General features: G+C 48.3%; 14 protein-coding genes. 3 read left to right on the forward strand and 11 right to left on the reverse strand.

All coding sequences use genetic code 11. The annotated features are described in order from the left end of the window. Positions 1 to 50: 50 nt before the first annotated feature. The 4 genes from MUG84_RS05965 to MUG84_RS05980 all read right to left on the reverse strand — a co-directional run bounded on the left by MUG84_RS05965 (position 51) and on the right by MUG84_RS05980 (position 4,560). The gene (locus MUG84_RS05965; RefSeq protein ID WP_244721767.1) at positions 51 to 296 is read right to left on the reverse strand and encodes an HPr family phosphocarrier protein; all 246 of its coding nucleotides are present in this window, start codon (positions 294 to 296) and stop codon (positions 51 to 53) included. Between the two features lie 107 nt (positions 297 to 403). Next, positions 404 to 1,519: an aminopeptidase gene (locus tag MUG84_RS05970; protein ID WP_244721777.1), complete on the reverse strand. Its 1,116-nt coding sequence runs from the start codon at positions 1,517 to 1,519 to the stop codon at positions 404 to 406. A gap of 114 nt (positions 1,520 to 1,633) precedes the next feature. Next, positions 1,634 to 2,461 carry a hypothetical protein gene (locus MUG84_RS05975; protein ID WP_244721781.1) on the reverse strand — a complete coding sequence of 276 codons (828 nt, stop codon included), beginning with the start codon at positions 2,459 to 2,461 and terminating at the stop codon, positions 1,634 to 1,636. Between the two features lie 92 nt (positions 2,462 to 2,553). Continuing rightward, complete coding sequence (locus MUG84_RS05980) at positions 2,554 to 4,560, reverse strand: sensor domain-containing diguanylate cyclase (RefSeq protein WP_244721784.1); 2,007 nt, start codon at positions 4,558 to 4,560, stop codon at positions 2,554 to 2,556. A gap of 504 nt (positions 4,561 to 5,064) precedes the next feature. Between MUG84_RS05980 and rpsD the strand changes: the two genes are divergently transcribed. Beyond that, on the forward strand, positions 5,065 to 5,664 hold the full coding sequence (gene rpsD / locus MUG84_RS05985; RefSeq protein WP_244721802.1) for a 30S ribosomal protein S4: 600 nt from the start codon (positions 5,065 to 5,067) through the stop codon (positions 5,662 to 5,664). 300 nt (positions 5,665 to 5,964) lie between these two features. Then, positions 5,965 to 9,087, forward strand: a complete 3,123-nt coding sequence (locus MUG84_RS05990; RefSeq protein WP_244721804.1) for a penicillin-binding protein 1A — start codon at positions 5,965 to 5,967, stop codon at positions 9,085 to 9,087. A gap of 164 nt (positions 9,088 to 9,251) precedes the next feature. Here MUG84_RS05990 and acsA read toward each other — a convergent pair whose 3' ends face one another. After that, a complete protein-coding gene (gene acsA / locus MUG84_RS05995) occupies positions 9,252 to 10,976 on the reverse strand; it encodes an acetate--CoA ligase (protein WP_244721805.1) in 1,725 nt (574 codons plus the stop codon). Between the two features lie 297 nt (positions 10,977 to 11,273). Between acsA and MUG84_RS06000 the strand changes: the two genes are divergently transcribed. Beyond that, entirely contained in the window at positions 11,274 to 11,906 is a 633-nt protein-coding gene (locus MUG84_RS06000) for a GNAT family N-acetyltransferase (protein ID WP_244721806.1), read from the forward strand. Positions 11,907 to 11,981: 75 nt separating this feature from the next. Here the strand turns inward: MUG84_RS06000 and MUG84_RS06005 are convergent, their stop codons facing one another. The 6 genes from MUG84_RS06005 to MUG84_RS06030 all read right to left on the reverse strand — a co-directional run bounded on the left by MUG84_RS06005 (position 11,982) and on the right by MUG84_RS06030 (position 18,707). Then, on the reverse strand, positions 11,982 to 12,680 hold the full coding sequence (locus tag MUG84_RS06005; protein ID WP_244721807.1) for a 5'-methylthioadenosine/adenosylhomocysteine nucleosidase: 699 nt from the start codon (positions 12,678 to 12,680) through the stop codon (positions 11,982 to 11,984). 152 nt (positions 12,681 to 12,832) lie between these two features. Then, positions 12,833 to 13,843, reverse strand: a complete 1,011-nt coding sequence (gene ccpA, locus MUG84_RS06010) for a catabolite control protein A (RefSeq protein ID WP_244721808.1) — start codon at positions 13,841 to 13,843, stop codon at positions 12,833 to 12,835. A gap of 90 nt (positions 13,844 to 13,933) precedes the next feature. Continuing rightward, positions 13,934 to 14,281: a bacillithiol system redox-active protein YtxJ gene (ytxJ, locus tag MUG84_RS06015; RefSeq protein WP_244721811.1), complete on the reverse strand. Its 348-nt coding sequence runs from the start codon at positions 14,279 to 14,281 to the stop codon at positions 13,934 to 13,936. Between the two features lie 118 nt (positions 14,282 to 14,399). Beyond that, a complete protein-coding gene (locus MUG84_RS06020; RefSeq protein ID WP_244721813.1) occupies positions 14,400 to 14,831 on the reverse strand; it encodes a hypothetical protein in 432 nt (143 codons plus the stop codon). Between the two features lie 247 nt (positions 14,832 to 15,078). Beyond that, positions 15,079 to 16,824, reverse strand: coding sequence for a phosphoenolpyruvate--protein phosphotransferase (gene ptsP, locus MUG84_RS06025; RefSeq protein ID WP_244721815.1), 1,746 nt, complete (start codon positions 16,822 to 16,824; stop codon positions 15,079 to 15,081). After that, on the reverse strand, positions 16,821 to 18,707 hold the full coding sequence (locus MUG84_RS06030) for a glucose PTS transporter subunit IIA (RefSeq protein ID WP_244721819.1): 1,887 nt from the start codon (positions 18,705 to 18,707) through the stop codon (positions 16,821 to 16,823). Before MUG84_RS06030 ends, ptsP begins: the two co-directional genes overlap by 4 nt. Positions 18,708 to 18,790: the final 83 nt, after the last annotated feature.

The following is an 18,790-nucleotide window of genomic DNA, read 5'->3' on the forward strand; positions in this document are numbered from 1 at the left end:
CTGCAAAAAAAAGCGTCCTGCCGTAATGCGGCAGAACGCTTTTTAATCACTTAGTCTTCTACAAGCTCGACTTTAAGACTGTGTTTTGCAAATACTTCCTGCATAGCCGCTTTGGCCTCATCCGCATCCGGCCCATGAACATGAAGCTCATAGCCTTTATTGCTAACCAGGGTCGTGAACAGACCCAGAATGCTTTTGACATCAATGTACTTGTTGTCTGCTTGAAGCACGATTGACGAAGTAAATTTGCTTGCCGTTTGAGCAATTTCCACAACAGCTGCGTTATTACTAGACATAGTGATCCCTCCGTAGCTTTGGTATCAGGTATAATTATCTTTTACCACTATCATGATACATTGAATCCGCTTACTGACGCAAGGGATTTCTATTTCATTTTTGTAGATTAAACCAATTGATCGGGATTCAGGCCTTTCAGCTCATCTATCACGAACAGACCGTCCTTGCGGATCAGCACATCATCAAAGTAAATTTCTCCGCCGCCGTAGTCCGGACGTTGGATCAAAACGATATCCCAGTGGATGGACGAGCGGTTGCCGTTATCGCAATCTTCATAGGCTTGTCCAGGCGTAAAATGAATGCTGCCCGCAATTTTCTCGTCGAACAGAATATCCTTCATTGGATGTAAAATGTATGGATTAAAGCCAATCGCGAACTCACCGATATAACGTGCACCTTCGTCGGAATCAAGGATCTGGTTCAGGCGCTCGGTTTCATTGCTTGTCGCTTCGACGATTTTGCCGTCTTTGAACGTAAGTTTGATATTTTCAAAGGTAATGCCTTGGTACACTGTGCTGGTATTGTAGCTGATTGTACCGTTAACCGAGTCACGGACAGGGGCGCTGTACACTTCGCCGTCAGGGATATTTTTCTCACCGGCACATTTGGTTGCACCAATGCCTTTGATGGAGAAGCTGAGATCCGTTCCTGGCCCCACAATACGGACTTTATCCGTTTTTCTCATCAGCTCGGCAAGAGGATCCTGCGCCTTATCCATTTTCGCATAGTCCAGGTTGCATACGTCAAAGTAGAAGTCTTCAAAGGCTTCCGTGCTTTTGTTAGACAACTGCGCCATGCTCGCATTCGGATAACGGAGCACAACCCATTTTGTATGGTTTACGCGCTGACCGCTATGGACAGGATGATTGTACAAGCTGTTGTACAAACGCATCTTCTCGTCAGGCACATCCGACAGGTCATTGACGTTTTCGCCTGAACGGATGCCGATGTAGCAGTCCATTTTTTTCATGCGTTCGAGATCAAGCTCTCCCCATGCCTTCACCATTTCTTCTGTGGCGTTCATAAGCATGGTACGCTGAACTGTGCGGTCCGTCAGCTCAACAAATGGATTACCTCCGCGTTTATGTACCTCTTCAATGACAGCTTTTAGCAAATCGCGTTCAGGACCGATCATTTCGACCAGAACATTTTCGCCCGGCTGGACGTTTACCGAGTAACCCACCAAATTTTCAGCAAGCTTCTGAATTCTTGGATCACGCATATGATTCTTCCTCCCAAAACCCCGAACAAATACTTTTTTGAACAAAGGTTAATTTAGTCGTTTTCTATTGTAGCACTTTCTGTCCATTTCAGTCAGCCGAAAAGAAAGAAATCCTCAAGGATGGAATTTTACGTCATTTACCAACGTTTCCTTCTCCTCCTGTTGATGTTGATTCAGATAGAGAATTTCACTTTCCGAGGAGAGATTGACAGGAAACCCCGATTTTTTGTCCACCGTCAAGTAGTAAACCATTTTCACCTCCGAATGCTCCAGCATTTGATTCATCTGCGCATTACCTTTGTTCCATACATCGGATAGCTGCCGCATTTCTTGCGTGGTAAGGTCCTTTCTCCCAGCAACCGTCTGCTGCCGGATTAAGTTCATCTCCTCTCCCAGCTGATCAGACAGCCATTGTTTGGCCGCCTCCGGCGCAAGCTCGATACGCAGCACCTTTGTCCCTCTCGCAGCCCCTGAAGCCTCTCTTATTTGCTTAGGTAGATAGCTAATGGCATCCAGCTGTGCGAGCGGGTTAAAACGAGCCAGTGAAGAATTGAGCGACGTATTGCCTTCACTGAATAAATGCACCCAGTGGCCGTCCTGACGCCGGAAACCGGCCTTAGCCGCATGCATATTATTCGCCTTGGCCGATTTTTCACTCTTGGCTTCGGCGGCTTGAGTCGGCAGCATGCTCCGGATCGTCAACTTGTCATGCTCGGTCAGACTGCCCTCATAGGCCATGTTTTGTCGAAAGCCCTTTTGGGACTGGGTACGTACCGCAGCTTCTCCACTGAACGAAAAAGAATCCTTTCCAGCCATCCCAGCAATCGTTTGCTTGAACCACTTCTCCGGACTTTTATGATCTTGCAGCAGCCCACAGCCCGTTAAAGAGACACATATCCATAGCAAAGCAGCAATACCAAGGCTTAGGTTCCATTTGCTCATTTTGACAACCCTCTTTAAACATTTTGCCTTAGGCTTGCCTGCCCTCTGTACAATTATGCAAATCTCTTCCACCAAAAAAAGAGCGCCTGCCTCTAGCACAGGTACGCTCTTTTATCCGTGATTTCTTCGATTTGAATTTGATTGCGACCGCTGTTTTTAGCTCGGTACAAAGCCATATCGGCCCTGTAAAACAGACTGTCCACGCTGACATTGTCATCGATGATACACCATTCGGCGATTCCACTGGATACGGTCACTTCAGGATCGGTTTCCTGCGCCACCCGGGTACGGATGACCTCGGCTACCTTCATTGCCTGATGAACCCCCATTTGCGGCAGATATACGGCGAGTTCCTCTCCACCCCAGCGAGCAGGAATATCCACCGGTCTGATGGAGGTTTTGACGATCTCGCTGACTTGCTTCAGAATTTTGTCTCCCTTTTGATGACCGTATGTATCATTCACCTGCTTGAACTGATCAATATCTACAACAATCAAGGAGCCGCAAAAATCATTCGTTTGATAATCCTGAATCGCTTCATCCAGGTAATGGCGGGCATACATGTCCGTCAGCATATCCCGGCTCGCCATTCGGCGAAGCTCAGCATGCAGAAGAGCGTTGCTCACCGACAGCCCGATATGACTCGCCAGCGTTTGCAGCAACCGGTAATTATCATAAGAGAAGAAATGCGGGCTGCGGTGTGTCAGCAGAATCGCCCCCATCACCGTACCGTTAACGGTCAGCGGGGTAGCAATCAGCGACTGCGATCCGGTAACTTCCATCAGCTTGGAGGAGACCTTGGTGTTCAAGTGGTAATCAGACAAAATGACTGGTTCCTTCTTCTCAAGCACAAGTCCGCCAAATCCGTAATCCTTGTTAAAAATATCCTTGGACAGCGATGGTTCATTGCAGGATACGACTTCCAGAACGTTACGCTCTTCATTAAATTGAAGGAAGCAGCAGTAATCCGCATTGAAAATGTTCAGCAGCTCCTCGCTCGCAAACTGGTAGATGTCCGCAAGCTGTAGACTCTGGTTCAACCGCTGCGTCAATTCATTGATGAGACGAAGCTCATGAATCAGCAAATTCGACTGCTCATACAGCTTGGCATTCTCAAAGGCATTTCCGGCAGTGTCAATCACCATCGTGATCAACTGTAAATCCAGGTCTTCCTGGAAATCACGCGTCATTTTCAAATGAAACACGCCGTATATCCCTTGCTTGCCTCCGAGCGGAATGCTGATCTCCACCATATCCTCTTCGCCAGCTTCCTTGCAGTCCTGAATGATAAGCCGCCCGTCCATAAAGGCCCGTACGCAGATGTCCTCCCCCCATGGATGGAACACGAGCGTCTTGACCTTGGGATTGCTGTACTGATGATCCTGGGACATAAGAAGGCTGAGCTGAATGGACGGATACAGTACGGCAATGCTGTCGATTACCTCCGTGAGAACTGTATCCACATCGATCTGGTCATGCATTCGCTGCATAATTTGAAAAAGAATCGAACGTCTGCTGGCTTCCCGTTCGGCATTCTTTTGAATTTTCATTACATCAGATACAAATATGTACTCATAATGTCTGAAAAAACAGGAATGATAATGCAGTGCCGTCGCTTCCACGGCGTCGAGCCCAGAGCTTTCGGAGATATGCCTCGGAAGCACGCAGGCTAGCACAGATATCACCAACTGCCCGCTCCGCGACAGAATCGGAACCACGCACAAAACCTGTCCCTTATACATTGGAAAATCCTCATGCTCAATCACGTCATAAACGAGCTCATGGGACAGTAAACAATGTTGCAGCAGCCCCGCATGCGGTCCTTCCAGCAATGAATATACCGTTTCCTCGCCAGAGGCATAAGCTCCCTCATAATCAATGACTGCCCATAAAGAATGCTTCGAGAGAGGCAGCGAGCCGGTTTCCTTCCGCCAATCCTCGAAGGATTGCTGAATAACCTCACGGATATAGGACAGATCGTACTCAGTAATGTCCATCTCCTTCAGCCACAAATCAGAAGACTCGATGGGAGACGCCACTTCAATATTTGTCTGAAATAGACTTTGATGTCTGGAAAAATCCTGATGATGTTCTGACATAGCAGGCGCTCCTTTTCACCGTGTTAAAAGGTGACTTGCACGGCACTGTTCACTCGGAATATAATTCAAAATCATTGAAGCCGTAGGCAGACTTTAGACTCATATATATGATACCTCATTTGCGCATTCAAATGAGGGTAACTTCATTAGTTTTATATAATCTTATTCTACTCTCTTCAAACTAATTTTGCATCAATATTTCAGAGATCCGCCCTACTTTTTTAGGACCAAAGCCCTATCGACAAATTTAGACGTTTCTCGATATTTCTCAGGACTTGACTTACGCCTTACCTTTCGTATAGAATATATTGATGAAAAAGACTGTTAAACAGTCTGAAATTTGGGCGTAACGTTGTGTCACCCTCACGTGGTTTGTTACTGATTGAACAGCGGCTGAACTTTTCAATCAGGTGCCTTGCCGATAAGGCTAGCACAATTAACTTACCCGGCGCAAATAGAGCCCTACTTCTAAAATTATTTGAAAATAAAGGAGTCTACTATAACATGGCACGTTACACTGGTCCTAAATTTAAATTGAGCCGCCGTCTGGGCATCTCCCTGAGCGGTACTGGCAAAGAATTGAAGCGTCCTTTTCCTCCTGGACAACACGGTCCTAACCAACGGAGAAAAGTGAGCAACTACGGTATGCAGCTCGCTGAAAAGCAAAAACTGCGTCACATGTACGGTTTGGGTGAAAAGCAGTTCAGCACCCTCTTCCACAGAGCACAAAAAATGCAAGGTATCGCTGGTGAGAACTTCATGTTCCTGCTGGAAAGCCGCCTGGACAACCTCGTTTACCGTCTTGGCTTCGCTAACTCCCGTGCAGGCGCACGTCAGCTGGTATCCCACGGTCATATCACTGTAAACGGCAAAAAGGTTAACGTTGCTTCTTACATGGTAAACACCGGGGACGTTATCAGCCTTCGTGAAAGAAGCCGCGGTATGTCTTCCATTAAAGAAGCTTTGGAAAACCGCAGCCATCTTGCAGGCTACCTCGAGTACAACGATGCAGCTATGGAAGGCAAATTCATCCGTTTTCCTGAGCGCGCTGAGCTTTCCCAAGACATCGACGAAAAACAAATCGTCGAATTCTACAACCGTTAATCATTGCTTTGAACTAATCCCGGAGCCTTTGGCTTCGGGATTTTCGCCGTTTAAGGACGGGTCACGTAAAAAAGAAGAGGTCTATCCCCTCTTCTTTTTTTAATTCATCATCGATCCAGCCTGATTTTCCCATGCTTCCGTTTACCGGACTGGATTACATCCCCGTTACGCAGCGCGACTTCCGCGTTGATATCACCCAGCTATGTCAAATATCCTAAAAAAAAGCCCTCATTCGTTCCCTGCATTCAAAATCCGCAAATTATGCTATAATAGTTCCGTTAAAAGGAGGAACGCACGCGAATGGTTGAAAATAACAATCAAAAACCTGATAAACAGACTGCTCCGAGGCGTAAACGGTCCTACGCCCGGACAACGGGTCTTGTTTTTCTCTGGCTTTTTGTCTTTGGTCTTATGGGAGCCTTGTTCGCCGGGGGTGCCGTTATGGGCTACGTCACTGCCGTAGTGAAGGATGATCCCGTCCGCTCAAGAGCTCTAATAGACCAAAAAATGAGTGAAAACTCTATCACCAGCTTTGCGTATTTTCGCGATCAAACTACGCCTATCGGCCAGATCCGTACGGACGAAGACAGACGTCCTGTAGAATACGAGCAGATTCCCCAAATAGTCATCGATGCGGTTGTTTCAATAGAAGACAACAACTTTTTCAATCATAAGGGTGTGGATTTGAAAGGCACCATGCGTGCCGTCAAGCAAAAGCTGTTTCATGAATCTATTCAAACGGGTGGCAGTACGCTGACTCAACAGTTGTCCAGACGGGTCTTTCTGAGTCTAGACAAGACCGATGACCGCAAGATCAAAGAGATCCTGCTTTCACTCCGGCTCGAACGGTTCATGACAAAGGAAGAAATTATGACCGCCTATCTGAATAAGGTTCCTTTCGGAAAAGGCTCAAGCGGTTACAACTTATATGGGATTAAAGCGGCAGCAAAAGGCATCTTTAATGTAAACGATTTAAGCAAGCTTAATATCGCCGAGGCAGCCTATCTTGCCGGCCTTCCCCAGCTTCCAACCAAATACTCCGCCTTCAATTCCAAAGGCGAATTCAACCCGGACGCCTTCAAACGCGCCTTGGACCGCCAGCATCTCGTGTTGCGGCGTATGCTGGAAGAGAATAAAATTACGGAAGCAGAGTACAAGGAGGCCATGGCCTTTGACATCCGTAAAGCTCTGGCACCGCGTATGGATAAGGCGTACGCGACCTACCCATACCTGATGATGGAGACCGAGCGTCAGGCTTCGGAAATACTTATGCAGCTGAATCTCAAGGAAGCAGGAGCCAATCAAAAGGATCAGAACGAAGACAACAGCGATCTGCTTGAAGCAGCTAATCAGCAGCTCCGAACCGGCGGCTATCGCGTGTATACCACCATCGATAAGCGTGTGTACAATTCCATGCACAAGATTGGTGAAAACAAAGATAACTTCGGTCCGGATAGTGAAACCAAAGGACCTGAGCAGACCGCTGCCATGATGATCGACAATAATACCGGCGCGATCCTGGGGATGCTTGAAGGCCGCGATTTCAAGAAAGAGCAGATGAACTATGCTACGCAGATGATCCGGCAGCCAGGCTCCACTATGAAACCGATTGCGGCGTATCTGCCCGCGATTGAATCCGGTGCCATTCAGCCTGCAAGCGTTCTGGACGATGCTCCGATTATTTTGAAGGACGGTGGCAAGGGTTACCATATCCCTAAAAACTCGACCTCTGGCTACAGCGGTTTGATGACGGCTCGTACCGCGCTCAACAAATCGGTCAATACCGTCGCACTGAAGCTTTTCAATAATGTGGTTGGTATCGATAACGCCTGGGCCTTCTCACAGAAGCTTGGGATTAGTACCATTCAAAAAGAGGATTACTCGGCTCAGACGGGCGTTCTGGGCGGTCTGAAATACGGTGTAACCGTTGAGGAACTGACCAATGCATACAGTTCCATTGCGAACCAGGGCACCTTTAATGACGCCTATATGATCGAAAAAATTGTGGATTCGAACGGCAACATCGTGTACCAGCATGAAGCCAAACCAGTACAGGCGTACTCCAAGCAAACGGCTTATCTGATGACGGATATGCTGCGTACGGTGATTACGGACGGCACAGGCAGTACAGTTCGGAATAATTACAAGCACTTCAAAGCTGTACCGATTGTCGGGAAAACCGGATCCACCCAGAACTACGCAGACGTATGGTTTATGGGCTACTCGCCAGATGTTACGCTCGGTGTGTGGGTGGGCTACAAGGAGCCAAAATACACCCTGGAAACGAAGGCGGCCAAGAAGCGTGCCCAGTCCATCTGGACACTCATCATGAATGAAGCTGTCGAGAAAGAACCTGATTTATTCAAAACGCCTAAGTTCGAGAAACCGGATGGAATTGTATCCAAGACGGTCTCAGCATACAGCGGCAAGCTCCCTACATCACTAACGGATAAGTATGTTACTGATCTCTTTAATATTAAATATGTTCCTAAAGACAGTGATGACGGAATTGCACAAGCCAAGTATATTACGTATAACGGCGTCAATTATATTCCGAAGGATGGAACGCCTGATGATATGCTGAAGGAAAAGGTTGTCGTCAAGCGGGAAAAGCCGATTCCAGACCTGATCAAAGAGCTTGAAGCAGCCTTCGCTAAAATGAGCGGTGGGCATGAGCCGTTATCCTACTATATACCACGTGATGCGGCTGAGGATATCCCGACCGAGATTGACCCGCGTGTCGATGACGGAAGTGCACCTTCGGCTCCTGGCAACGTCAGAATGTCTTTGAACGGCAGCAAGGCGAGCATTACATTCAATCCGTCTAGTCAATCCGATGTTGTCGGCTACCGGCTGTACCGCTCCCAAAATGGCGGTGCATTCCAAAAGACAGGAAGCGCCGTTCTTACAGGCGGTCCATATGCCTTTACCAGTGCAGCCAATGCAGGCACAAGCTTCTATATCACGGCCGTCGATGTCGCAGGCAAAGAATCTGTACCAAGCATAACGGTCAACAGCCTCGGCGTGGGAATCATGGATGTGCCTAGTGAACCGGTGGACCCAGGCACTCCAGGAGACGTCGTCGACCCAGGCACCGGCCTTCCGGACACTCCAGATGTAACGGATCCACCGGGGCAAGGTCCCGCATCTGCTCCTTCCGCTCCGACTGGACTGCAGATCGCGCCATCGGATAACGGAATCACGTTCCAGTGGAACCCGTCACATGCAGACGAAATGGTGACTGAATATAACATTTCTTACAGTGAAAATCCTGGCGGTCCCTATAATACTATCGGTACCAGCCATGAACCCAGCTTCAAATATACCACGTCTACAGCAATCAAAGGCTACTTCCGGGTGATGGCCGTCAATGCGAAGGGTGAATCGCAGCCTTCACCAGCTGCGTTTTTCGAGAAAAAGTAAATCGCAATGGACTTGATGGAGACTATCCTGCTTATCACAGCAGGATAGTCTCCTTTTTTTTATAACCATTCACTTGATCATTGAATACGGCGTCATAATCTTAAAAAAAGGAAGCACCGGATTAAAAGATCCGGTGCTTCCTTGAAAGGATACTGCATTCAATATTAATCTTCGATCGTGGACAGATCGCCCGTTGGGAGATTGAGCTCCCATGCTTTGAGTACCCGGCGCATAATTTTGCCGGATCTCGTCTTCGGCAGCTTATCACGGAATTCAATTTCACGCGGCGCTGCGTGGGCTGAGAGCCCTTCTTTCACGAATTTATAGATTTCGTTCTTCAGCTCTTCAGACTCCTGATAACCTTCACGGAGTGCGATGAACGCTTTGATGATTTCACCCCGGGTGGCATCCGGTTTGCCGATAACGCCGGCTTCGGCTACCGCAGGATGCTCAACCAGCTTACTCTCGACTTCGAATGGTCCGATCCGTTCACCAGAGGAGTTAATGACATCATCGACCCGGCCCTGGAACCAGAAGTAGCCTTCTTCGTCCATATAAGCCGAGTCGCCGGAGATATACCAGCCTGGAATCCGGAAGTATTCCTGATACTTGGCAGGGTTGTTCCAGATTTGATTCATCATGGACGGCCATGGTGTCTTAATGGCAAGATTGCCCATCGTGTAAGGCGGAACTTCATTGCCGTTATCATCGAGAATCGCCGCCTGTACGCCCGGAATCGGGCGACCCATGGAGCCTGGCTTAATAGCCATGGATGGGTAGTTACAGATCAAATGGCCGCCAGTTTCCGTCATCCACCAAGTGTCATGGATACGCTGACCGTATACCTTTTGACCCCAGCGAACCACTTCAGGATTGAGTGGTTCACCTACGGAGAGTACATGGCGCAGACTGCTCAGATCGAACTGGGAAATGACATCCGAGCCCGCTCCCATCAGCATGCGGAATGCCGTCGGAGCACTGTACCATACTGTAACTTTATATTTATTAATTGTACCGTACCAGTCCTGCGGACTGAAACGGCCGCCCCGAATGACATTCGTTACACCGTTCAGCCAAGGTGCGAAGATACCGTATGAAGTACCTGTTACCCAGCCCGGGTCAGCTGTACACCAGTAAATATCATCTTCACGCAGATCCAGTACCATTTTGCCCGTATAATAATGTTGAATCATGGCATTCTGTACATGGAATACGCCTTTCGGTTTTCCTGTGGAACCGGAGGTATAATGTATAATTAGTCCGTCATTGCGATCAAGCCATTCGATTTGAAGATCCGAAGAAGCTTCCTTCATCGCCTTGGCATAGTCAATGATTTGTTCATCTTCTTCCACCTGATCGCCAATAACAATAATATGCTTCAGATCAGGCAATTCGTCACGCTTTACACGTCCGAGCAGTTGGCTCGTTGTGACAAGTGCAACAGCACCGCTGTCTTCCAGACGGTCCTTAACGGCTGTTTCCATAAATGCTTCGAAAAGCGGTCCGACAACAGCTCCCACCTTCAAAATACCCATGAGTGAGAAGTAGAGCTCCGGACTACGAGGCATAAAGATGAACACCCTGTCCCCTTTGCCGATGCCGTTTTTACGGAGAATGTTGCCGAATTTATCGGACTGCTCTTTCAAATCAGCGAAGGTATAGCTCTCATCACGGGAAGCATCACTGTAAAGCAGCGCATTCTTGTCACCACGGCCTTCCGCCACGTGTCGGTCGATGGCTTCATACGCCATATTCACATTACCGGTGGTGTGCCAGCTAAAATGCTTCTCTACCTCTTCCCACTGGAACTGCGAGCGAGCTTCTTCATAATCGCCCAGGTTGGACGCATTCGCAACGCTTGGTAAAATTTCATTTTGATTTTGATCCATAATTTCATCCTCCCTCTGTTCTCCCAAATGATAGGGCAGCGCTTACAATCTTGTATGAGTTCATGCCATAATGACAACATACACACGTAATCAGTCTTCAAAGCAAAAGTATCTGATGATGGATTGTGTAGCGTAAAACATATGTTACAGCAGGTCTGGCAGATGGTTAAAAAGATCAAAAATTGTGGCTATTTTATGTCAGAAATCATTATAGCATAGGATGAAAGTTCCTGCCATCGCTTTTCATTTATTCTTTTTTTTGCTATAAGTAGGTTAGAACCAGAAAGGAGCGTCCAGATGGAACACCTTAAACTGTACCATGTACAAACCATACCTCTTGAAGAACGCTGCCTGATCGTCGAAGGTCCTGTACCGCCCGAAAGGCTGTCCGAACTGACCATGCACCCCGATCTTGATGCTTTCCGCCGCCCTACCGAGCAGCATAAGGCGCTCGTGGAGATCGCGGGCCTGGAAGAAGGCCGAATCATCATAACCCGCGAGGAAGACGTCATTGTCGGATACGTAACCTTCCACTATCCAGACGAGCAGGAACGCTGGTCGCAGGGCAATATGGTAGACTTGGTGGAACTTGGTGCGATTGAAGTCGCCAATGATTACCGCTCGCTTGGTCTGGGCCAAAAGATGATTAAGACCGCCTTCGAGGATGGCCAGATGGAACAATATATCGTGTTCACAACGGAATACTACTGGCATTGGGACCTGAAAAGCAGCGGGTTAAACGTATGGGATTACCGAAAAATGATGGAGCGGTTGATGAAGGTTGTAGATATGGTCTGGTACGCAACCGACGATCCGGAGATTTGCTCGCATCCGGCGAACTGCCTGATGGTGAGAATAGGCCGGGATGTCCCGATCTCCTCCAAGGAGCAGTTTGACCGAGTTCGTTTTCAGCAGCGTTTTATGTATTAAGCTCTTGTTAGATATATACGCCAAAAAAACTCCGGAAAAGCATCCGGAGTTTTTCGTATTTTACTAGTCTTAAATTTACATATGTTCAAGCATATAATCGAGAATAGCATGTGAACGGCGTGAGGAAGCAACTGTAAATTCGGCAAAATTCGCGTGTGCGGAGCCGTCAGCCTTATCCGACATGGAGCGGATAACGACAAATGGCACCCCATTCATATAACACACCTGCGCGACAGAAGCTCCTTCCATTTCCACACATGCTCCCTGCAGATGCTCGTAGAACCAGGTAACCTGTTCAACACTGGCGATAAACTGGTCTCCGGATAATACACGTCCAACTCTGCAGTTTACCTCGCCGAGCTCACCGCAGGCCTTTTCAGCTAGCGCGGTGAGTGCCGGATCCGCCTGAAACGCGGAAACCTCCTGATAAGGGATGACCCCCCGCTCATACCCCAGTGCGGTCACATCCATATCATGCTGTAGGCATTCAGAAGAAATGACAATATCTCCAATGTTTAGCTGCGGATGAACGGCGCCCGCCACGCCTGTAAACAATACTTTGGATACACCGAAAGTATCGATCAAGATTTGAGTGGTTACCGCTGCATTGACTTTGCCCACTCCCGATTTGCATACGACAATATTTTGTTGATGATATGTACCTTTGTAATAGCGGATACCCGCTTTAACCACGGTTTCCGAGCTTTGCATTCCGGCTAGAAGCAGCTCCACTTCCTCGTCCATAGCTCCGATAATTCCGATTGTTTGCTGCATGATTTCCATTCTCCCTTTGACAGTTGGTATAGGTATTCAGGCTGATATGCGAAAAAAAAGCTCCCGTAAGGAGCTTTTTTTCAGCGTATCTTAACCTTTTTCATCTCTCATGAACAGCTTTGGGCTTCTTTTCATAGAGAGTATCTGTATTCTTATTCGTTCACGTGGCTTACAGACAAGCGCAAAATCGTTTCATGCGGCAAAATAACCCGAGGGTTCTCCACATTTTCCTTCTTCATGAGCTTGGTCAAAAGACGCATGGCAACCGCACCAAGATCGTACATCGGCTGTGCTACCGTAGTGAGCAGCGGACGGACCATAGACGCCATGCGAGTATTATCGACACTGATAACAGAGAAATCTTCAGGCACTCTCAGGCCTTTGTCCTGAATGCTGTGGATGGCGCCGATCGCCATCTCATCCGTTGCCGCGAAGACCGCCGTAGGCTTCTTCTTCAGACCAAGGAAGTATTTCATTGCTTCTACGCCGGATTCATAGCGGTAGTTGCCAATGCGGACCAAGTCCTCTTGATATTCGATGCCTGCGTTTTCCAAGGCCTTCTTGTAACCCTGAAAACGGGAATAACCATTCGCAGGATCTTGAAGCGTGCCGCTGATCATGGCAATCTCGCGATGTCCATGGCGGATCAAGGTATTAACCGCATCGAATGCTGCAGTTTCATGATCAATATCTACAGACGGATATGTTCCGTTCTCATCCCGCGTCGCACAAAGCACGATCGGAACTGCAGAAGTCTGGAATGCCTGAATATGCTCTTCCGTTACCGTACCGCCCATAAAGAGCAGCCCGTCCACCTGCTTCTCAAGCAGGGTGTTGATAACACGGATTTCTTTTTCCTTTTTCTTATCAGCGTTACACAAAATAATATTATAGTGGTACATGTTAGCGATATCTTCAATACCCCGAGCGATTTCTGCAAAAATAGAGTTCGAGATATCGGGAATCACAACCCCGACCGTTGTCGTCTTTTTGCTGGCAAGACCTCTCGCCACCGCATTCGGACGATATCCTAAACGTTCAATCGCTTCATATACTTTTTTCCGGGTCTGAGGCTTTACGTTGGGGTTATTGTTTACAACCCGCGATACCGTTGCCATCGATACGCCTGCTTCACGCGCCACATCGTAAATGGTTACCGTCAAATTCCTTCTCTCCATTGCCAATAAATTTTCATTCGTCAACCCATTAAAATAATGATACGACAAATTGTCGCATTCTGCAATGATAACGCTTTACTTACTTTCTAAATGCTGTTTGAGAGCATCCACAGTAATATGGGAATGAGATGTATGCCAAACAGACATCCGATTTTTGACCAGAATCACCTGTGGGGACTCATGCTGAACGCCCAAAGTATCCGCTGCTTCAAGAGAAACCGGACGATCCTCCACCACATGGATTAAACCGTATTCTACAGCTTCGTTTGGCTCGTTTTGTAAGTATGACATGACTTGCTGATAGGCCCCACTACTAATCGGGCAGCGCGTGCTGTGTTTAAAAAGAAGCAGAGGTTTATCTTTTGAGGCTTCCAATGCAGTTTGCAACTGGTCGCTAGTAGTCAGTTTGGTCATCGTCGCCATTTGATATACATCCCCTTTTTTCGATTAAAATCCCTTATTCTATCGTATCAAAAAGCTCGTGAAAAATCCAACTAACTATGAAAATAATTCTGAAAACCATTCAATTTTCATACATTTGTCAAAATACATTCATTTCCGGCAAAATAACGGACAACTGCGAAAGCCGGTGGCGAATTTCTCCGATCCATGTATGATCGTTCATGCTCTCAGCCACTTTATATAAATCTAGAAGCAGGTTGATGCGTTCCTGTATTTCATATTCCAATTTGCTTTTAAAGTCGTCCTCGGAATAATCCGCATCCGTCATCACTTCATATATTAAACGGGCCAGCTCGTGAAAGTCAGCAAGCGAAAAGCTGGTGTCCGAAGGATTCGGACCGAGCAGCTCCACGCATTTCTTCAAACTAGGCCTCATGGAAGGCATGAGTTCATAAGTTAAACAGTGGTCGCAGACAAACACGGGGACATGACGAATCATCACGCTCCGTGTATACATTACCGTACGAAGCTCAAGATTTAAGTATTGCTCGCAGTTACATTTCATTGACATGTTTCCACCCCAGGCTATTTCTATCTTTTTCACTCAGATGAGCTTAGTTAAATTAGCTGTTGATTGATATTCGCTTACACAGACGTTGAATCCTTCCTAAGAGGCCTTCTGTTTTATTTACCAAAAAGCCCATCTCTTTCATGGGATCAAACCATTTATAGAAAAAAAGCCCGCGGCATTCGAAAACGAACGCTGCGGGCTTGATGCTGTATCAACTATTTCATTATGAAACTGACTGTCTTCCACTTTATCCTGCGCTCTTCTTATCCAAGCAGCTGGATTCATTAAAGTCTGTGAGCAACTTTTCAATTTCCGTGCTGGTTGCAAGCTTGTAGCATTGGCGGGCAGCTTCGCGGGCAGCTGAAGCGGTTGTGTTCAATACCCGATGTTTCACGCGCAGCAGCGACTGGATCGACATGCTTAGATCATTGATGCCAAGCTCGAGCCATAGCGGAATGGACCGCTCGTCCCCCGCCATCTCCCCGCAAACGCTCACCGGGATATTCGCCTTACCAGCGGCTTCCGCGATCGTGCGGAGCATACGTAAGACAGCAGGATGATACGGATGGTACAAGTGAGCAACCTGCTCGTTCATCCGGTCAACAGCGAGCACATATTGCACCAGATCGTTGGTGCCTATGCTGAAAAAATCGCTCTCCTCCGCCAGCAGATCTGCAATCACGACGGCAGCCGGGATCTCTATCATGACTCCGACGGGAATGTCGGCATCATAAGGGATGCCCCGGGTATCCAAATCTGCCATAGCCTTGCGGAGAATTAGATTGGCTTGTCTGACCTCCTCCACTGATGAGATCATTGGATACATAATTTTGACTTTTCCGTAAGCGCTCGCCCTCAAAATAGCTGTGAGCTGGGTTTGAAACAGCTCCTGACGTTCCAGGCTAATCCGGATCGCCCGGTATCCGAGAAACGGATTATCCTCCTGCGGCAGCGGGAAATATTCCAGTTGTTTATCCCCTCCGATATCGAGCGTACGAATGACGGTCGGACGTCCATCCATTTTCTGAACGACCTGACGATATACAGCAAACTGCTCCTCTTCACTCGGAAAGGTGCTCCGATCCATATAAAGAAACTCCGTACGGAACAGCCCGACGCCGAGAGCACCGTATTTCACAGCCATATCCAGCTCTTTGACCGAGCTGATATTAGCCGACAATCGCATATGTGTACCGTCTTTGGTCACGGATTCGACGGTTGAGAGCAGTTCCAGCTGTTCTTTCTTCAACTTCTGCTCGGTCCGCGCACATTCAAACTGCTCGATGATCCGTTTTTCCGGATTGACGAACAAATGCCCGGATTCACCATCCATCACGATTAAGTCGCCCGTTTGAATCGGTGTCGTCAGCTTGCTTTCAAGCCCGGCAACAAGCGGCATGCCGAGAGCACGCGCCATAATGGAAGAATGGGACGTTTTGCCTCCTAGCATCGTCACCACGCCCAGTACGTGGGAAGGATTCAAATGCGCCAGCTGTGATGGTGACAGCTCCTTAACGACAAGGATATAAGGCTGCGTATCCGACGGCAGCGTAATTTCAGGTGCCCCGAGCAGATGCTTCAGCAGGCGGTTGCCGACGTCCTTGATGTCCATGGCACGCTCTTTCATATATTCGTCATCGAGCAGGTCAAACATGGTCACAAAGTGGTCGATCGCTTCCTTGACCGCCACTTCCGCAGCCTTATACTGCCGCTCGATGACTCCCTGGATTTCGTTCATAAACACGGGATCGTCCAGAATGGCCAGATGAGCATCAAAAATACTGGATTCCTCTTCGCCGACGATGTCCCGAAATTCATTTTTGATATATTCGATCTCGTTTTTGGAGGTACGTATCCCTTCATACAGCCGCTCAAATTCATTGGCCAGATCGACTGCGTCTATTCCGGTTTCAGGCAGATCCCACTCCCAGTTCGGCAGAACGAATGCTTTTCCAATTGCGATGCCGGCAGATGCTCCGATGCCTTGTATCATGATTCCAAACCTCCAACATTTCTGTCGTGTAATACGATGGACATAACTGATGTCTGCCCCTTCTTAACAGCCTTAAACGGAGCAAAGCTCCAAGATTTGACGCGATCAGGATTGGTAATGACCATCGGCGTCGCAATGGATGTGGCATGCTCCCGAATATAAACTAGATCAAATTTCACGAGCAGCTGACCCGGTACAACCTGATCCCCTTCTTGCACAACAGCCGAAAAATGCCCTCCCTTGAGCTGAGAGGTATCAATGCCGATATGAAGCAGCACTTCCAGCCCTTCCGGCGTGGAAATGCCGATCGCGTGCATGGTCGGATAAACATGCATTACCGTGCCAAACACTGGCGAGACTAGCTCTCCGCGGTCAGGCATGAACGCTACACCATCGCCGACCAGCTTGGCTGCAAATATTTGATCCGGAACCTCCTCGATCGGAAGCATCCTGCCCTGAACGGGCGCGCTGAATAGTACCTGCGGCAGATCCCGCTGCATCAGCTTGTTGATTTCCTCACGAATTAGCTCGGAATAGGTTCCGAATACGACCTGAACGTTGCCCCCGCCAAGCTTAATGAGGCCCGCCGAGCCAAGTAGCTTGAGCGCGTTGCTATCCACAAGTCGGTCGTTTTTGACGGTGAGCCTGAGCCGAGTGATGCAGGATTCCACCTGCACGATGTTTTCCTTTCCACCCAGAGCTTCAAGAATAAGTGGAGCCTGGTATGGAATGCTTCCCGCCCAATCCTCAAGCGTAGATCCTTCCTCGCGTCCCGGCGTTGGGATCTGGAATCTGCGGATCGCCCATCTGAACATAAAGTAATAGACGAGCCCGTAAGCGATACCGATAGGAATCAGCATCCATGCGTTATGAGACAGATGCAGATTCAGGAAATAGTCTATAGCACCTGCCGAGTAGGAAAAGCCGTGATGAATATCAAGCTCATAGGTTATCCACATGGCTACTCCGGACATGACCGCATGCAGAATAAACAGATACGGTGCCGCAAATAGGAAAGCAAATTCGATCTGCTCGGACACCCCTGTTAAAAAGCATACGAGGGCAGCCGTTAAAAAAGTCTTTTTAATCTTCGGCTTCAAGTCCTCACGCGCTTCCTGGATGATGGCAAGCGCGATGGCCGGCAGCGCGAACATCATAATCGGAAACAGACCCGCCATAAAGGTCCCGGCTGTCGGGTCACCCGCAAAAAAGCGCGGCAGATCCCCTTGGACAATGTTGCCGGAAGGCGTCTGGTAGGATCCGAGCTGGAACCAGAAAATGTTGTTTAAAAGATGGTGGAGACCAAATGCGGTCAAAATCCGGTATAAAATCCCGTACAAAAACAGTCCGAAGCCGCCCAAATGATTCATCATGATCGTTAGATCATCCAATCCCTGCTGCAAATAAGGAGTGATGAACAGCATCAGCCATGAGAACACGGCCGAAAAAAGTCCCATAAACAGCAGGACAAACCTCGAGCCTCCAAAAAACTGTACCACCTCAGGCAGCTTAATATGCTTAAAGCGGTTGTAAACCACGCCTGATAATATCCCGAAGATAATTCCAATTAGCGTCGTAGGCTGAATATGACCACTGCCCATATGCCTCGTAATCTGATCATAAATAAACATGCCTGCCAGCGCTGCGAGCCCTGCGGGTCCCGCCTGATTGGCAAGACCCCAGGCTACGCCGACCGCAAACAGATACGGAAGGAAATAGAAGATGCCCTGTCCTGCCCATGTACAAACCTCAGCGACGTGAGGAAGGCCCCAGGCGGCCCAGGGAAGACTGCCTACGCTCAGCAGTATGGCGGCCGATGGAAGTACCATCGTAGGGAGTATAACCGCTCTTCCGAGCTGCTGCAGAGATCCGAGCCAATTCAAGGAAAGGCACACTCCTTTCTAAAAGCACATCAGAGTTTGCAAAATTCACGCTCGCCGATTCCTGCAAATCTGCACATATTTAA

It is taken from the genome of Paenibacillus mangrovi (assembly GCF_022898935.1).
Classification (GTDB): Bacteria; Bacillota; Bacilli; order Paenibacillales; family Paenibacillaceae; genus Paenibacillus_AQ; species Paenibacillus_AQ mangrovi.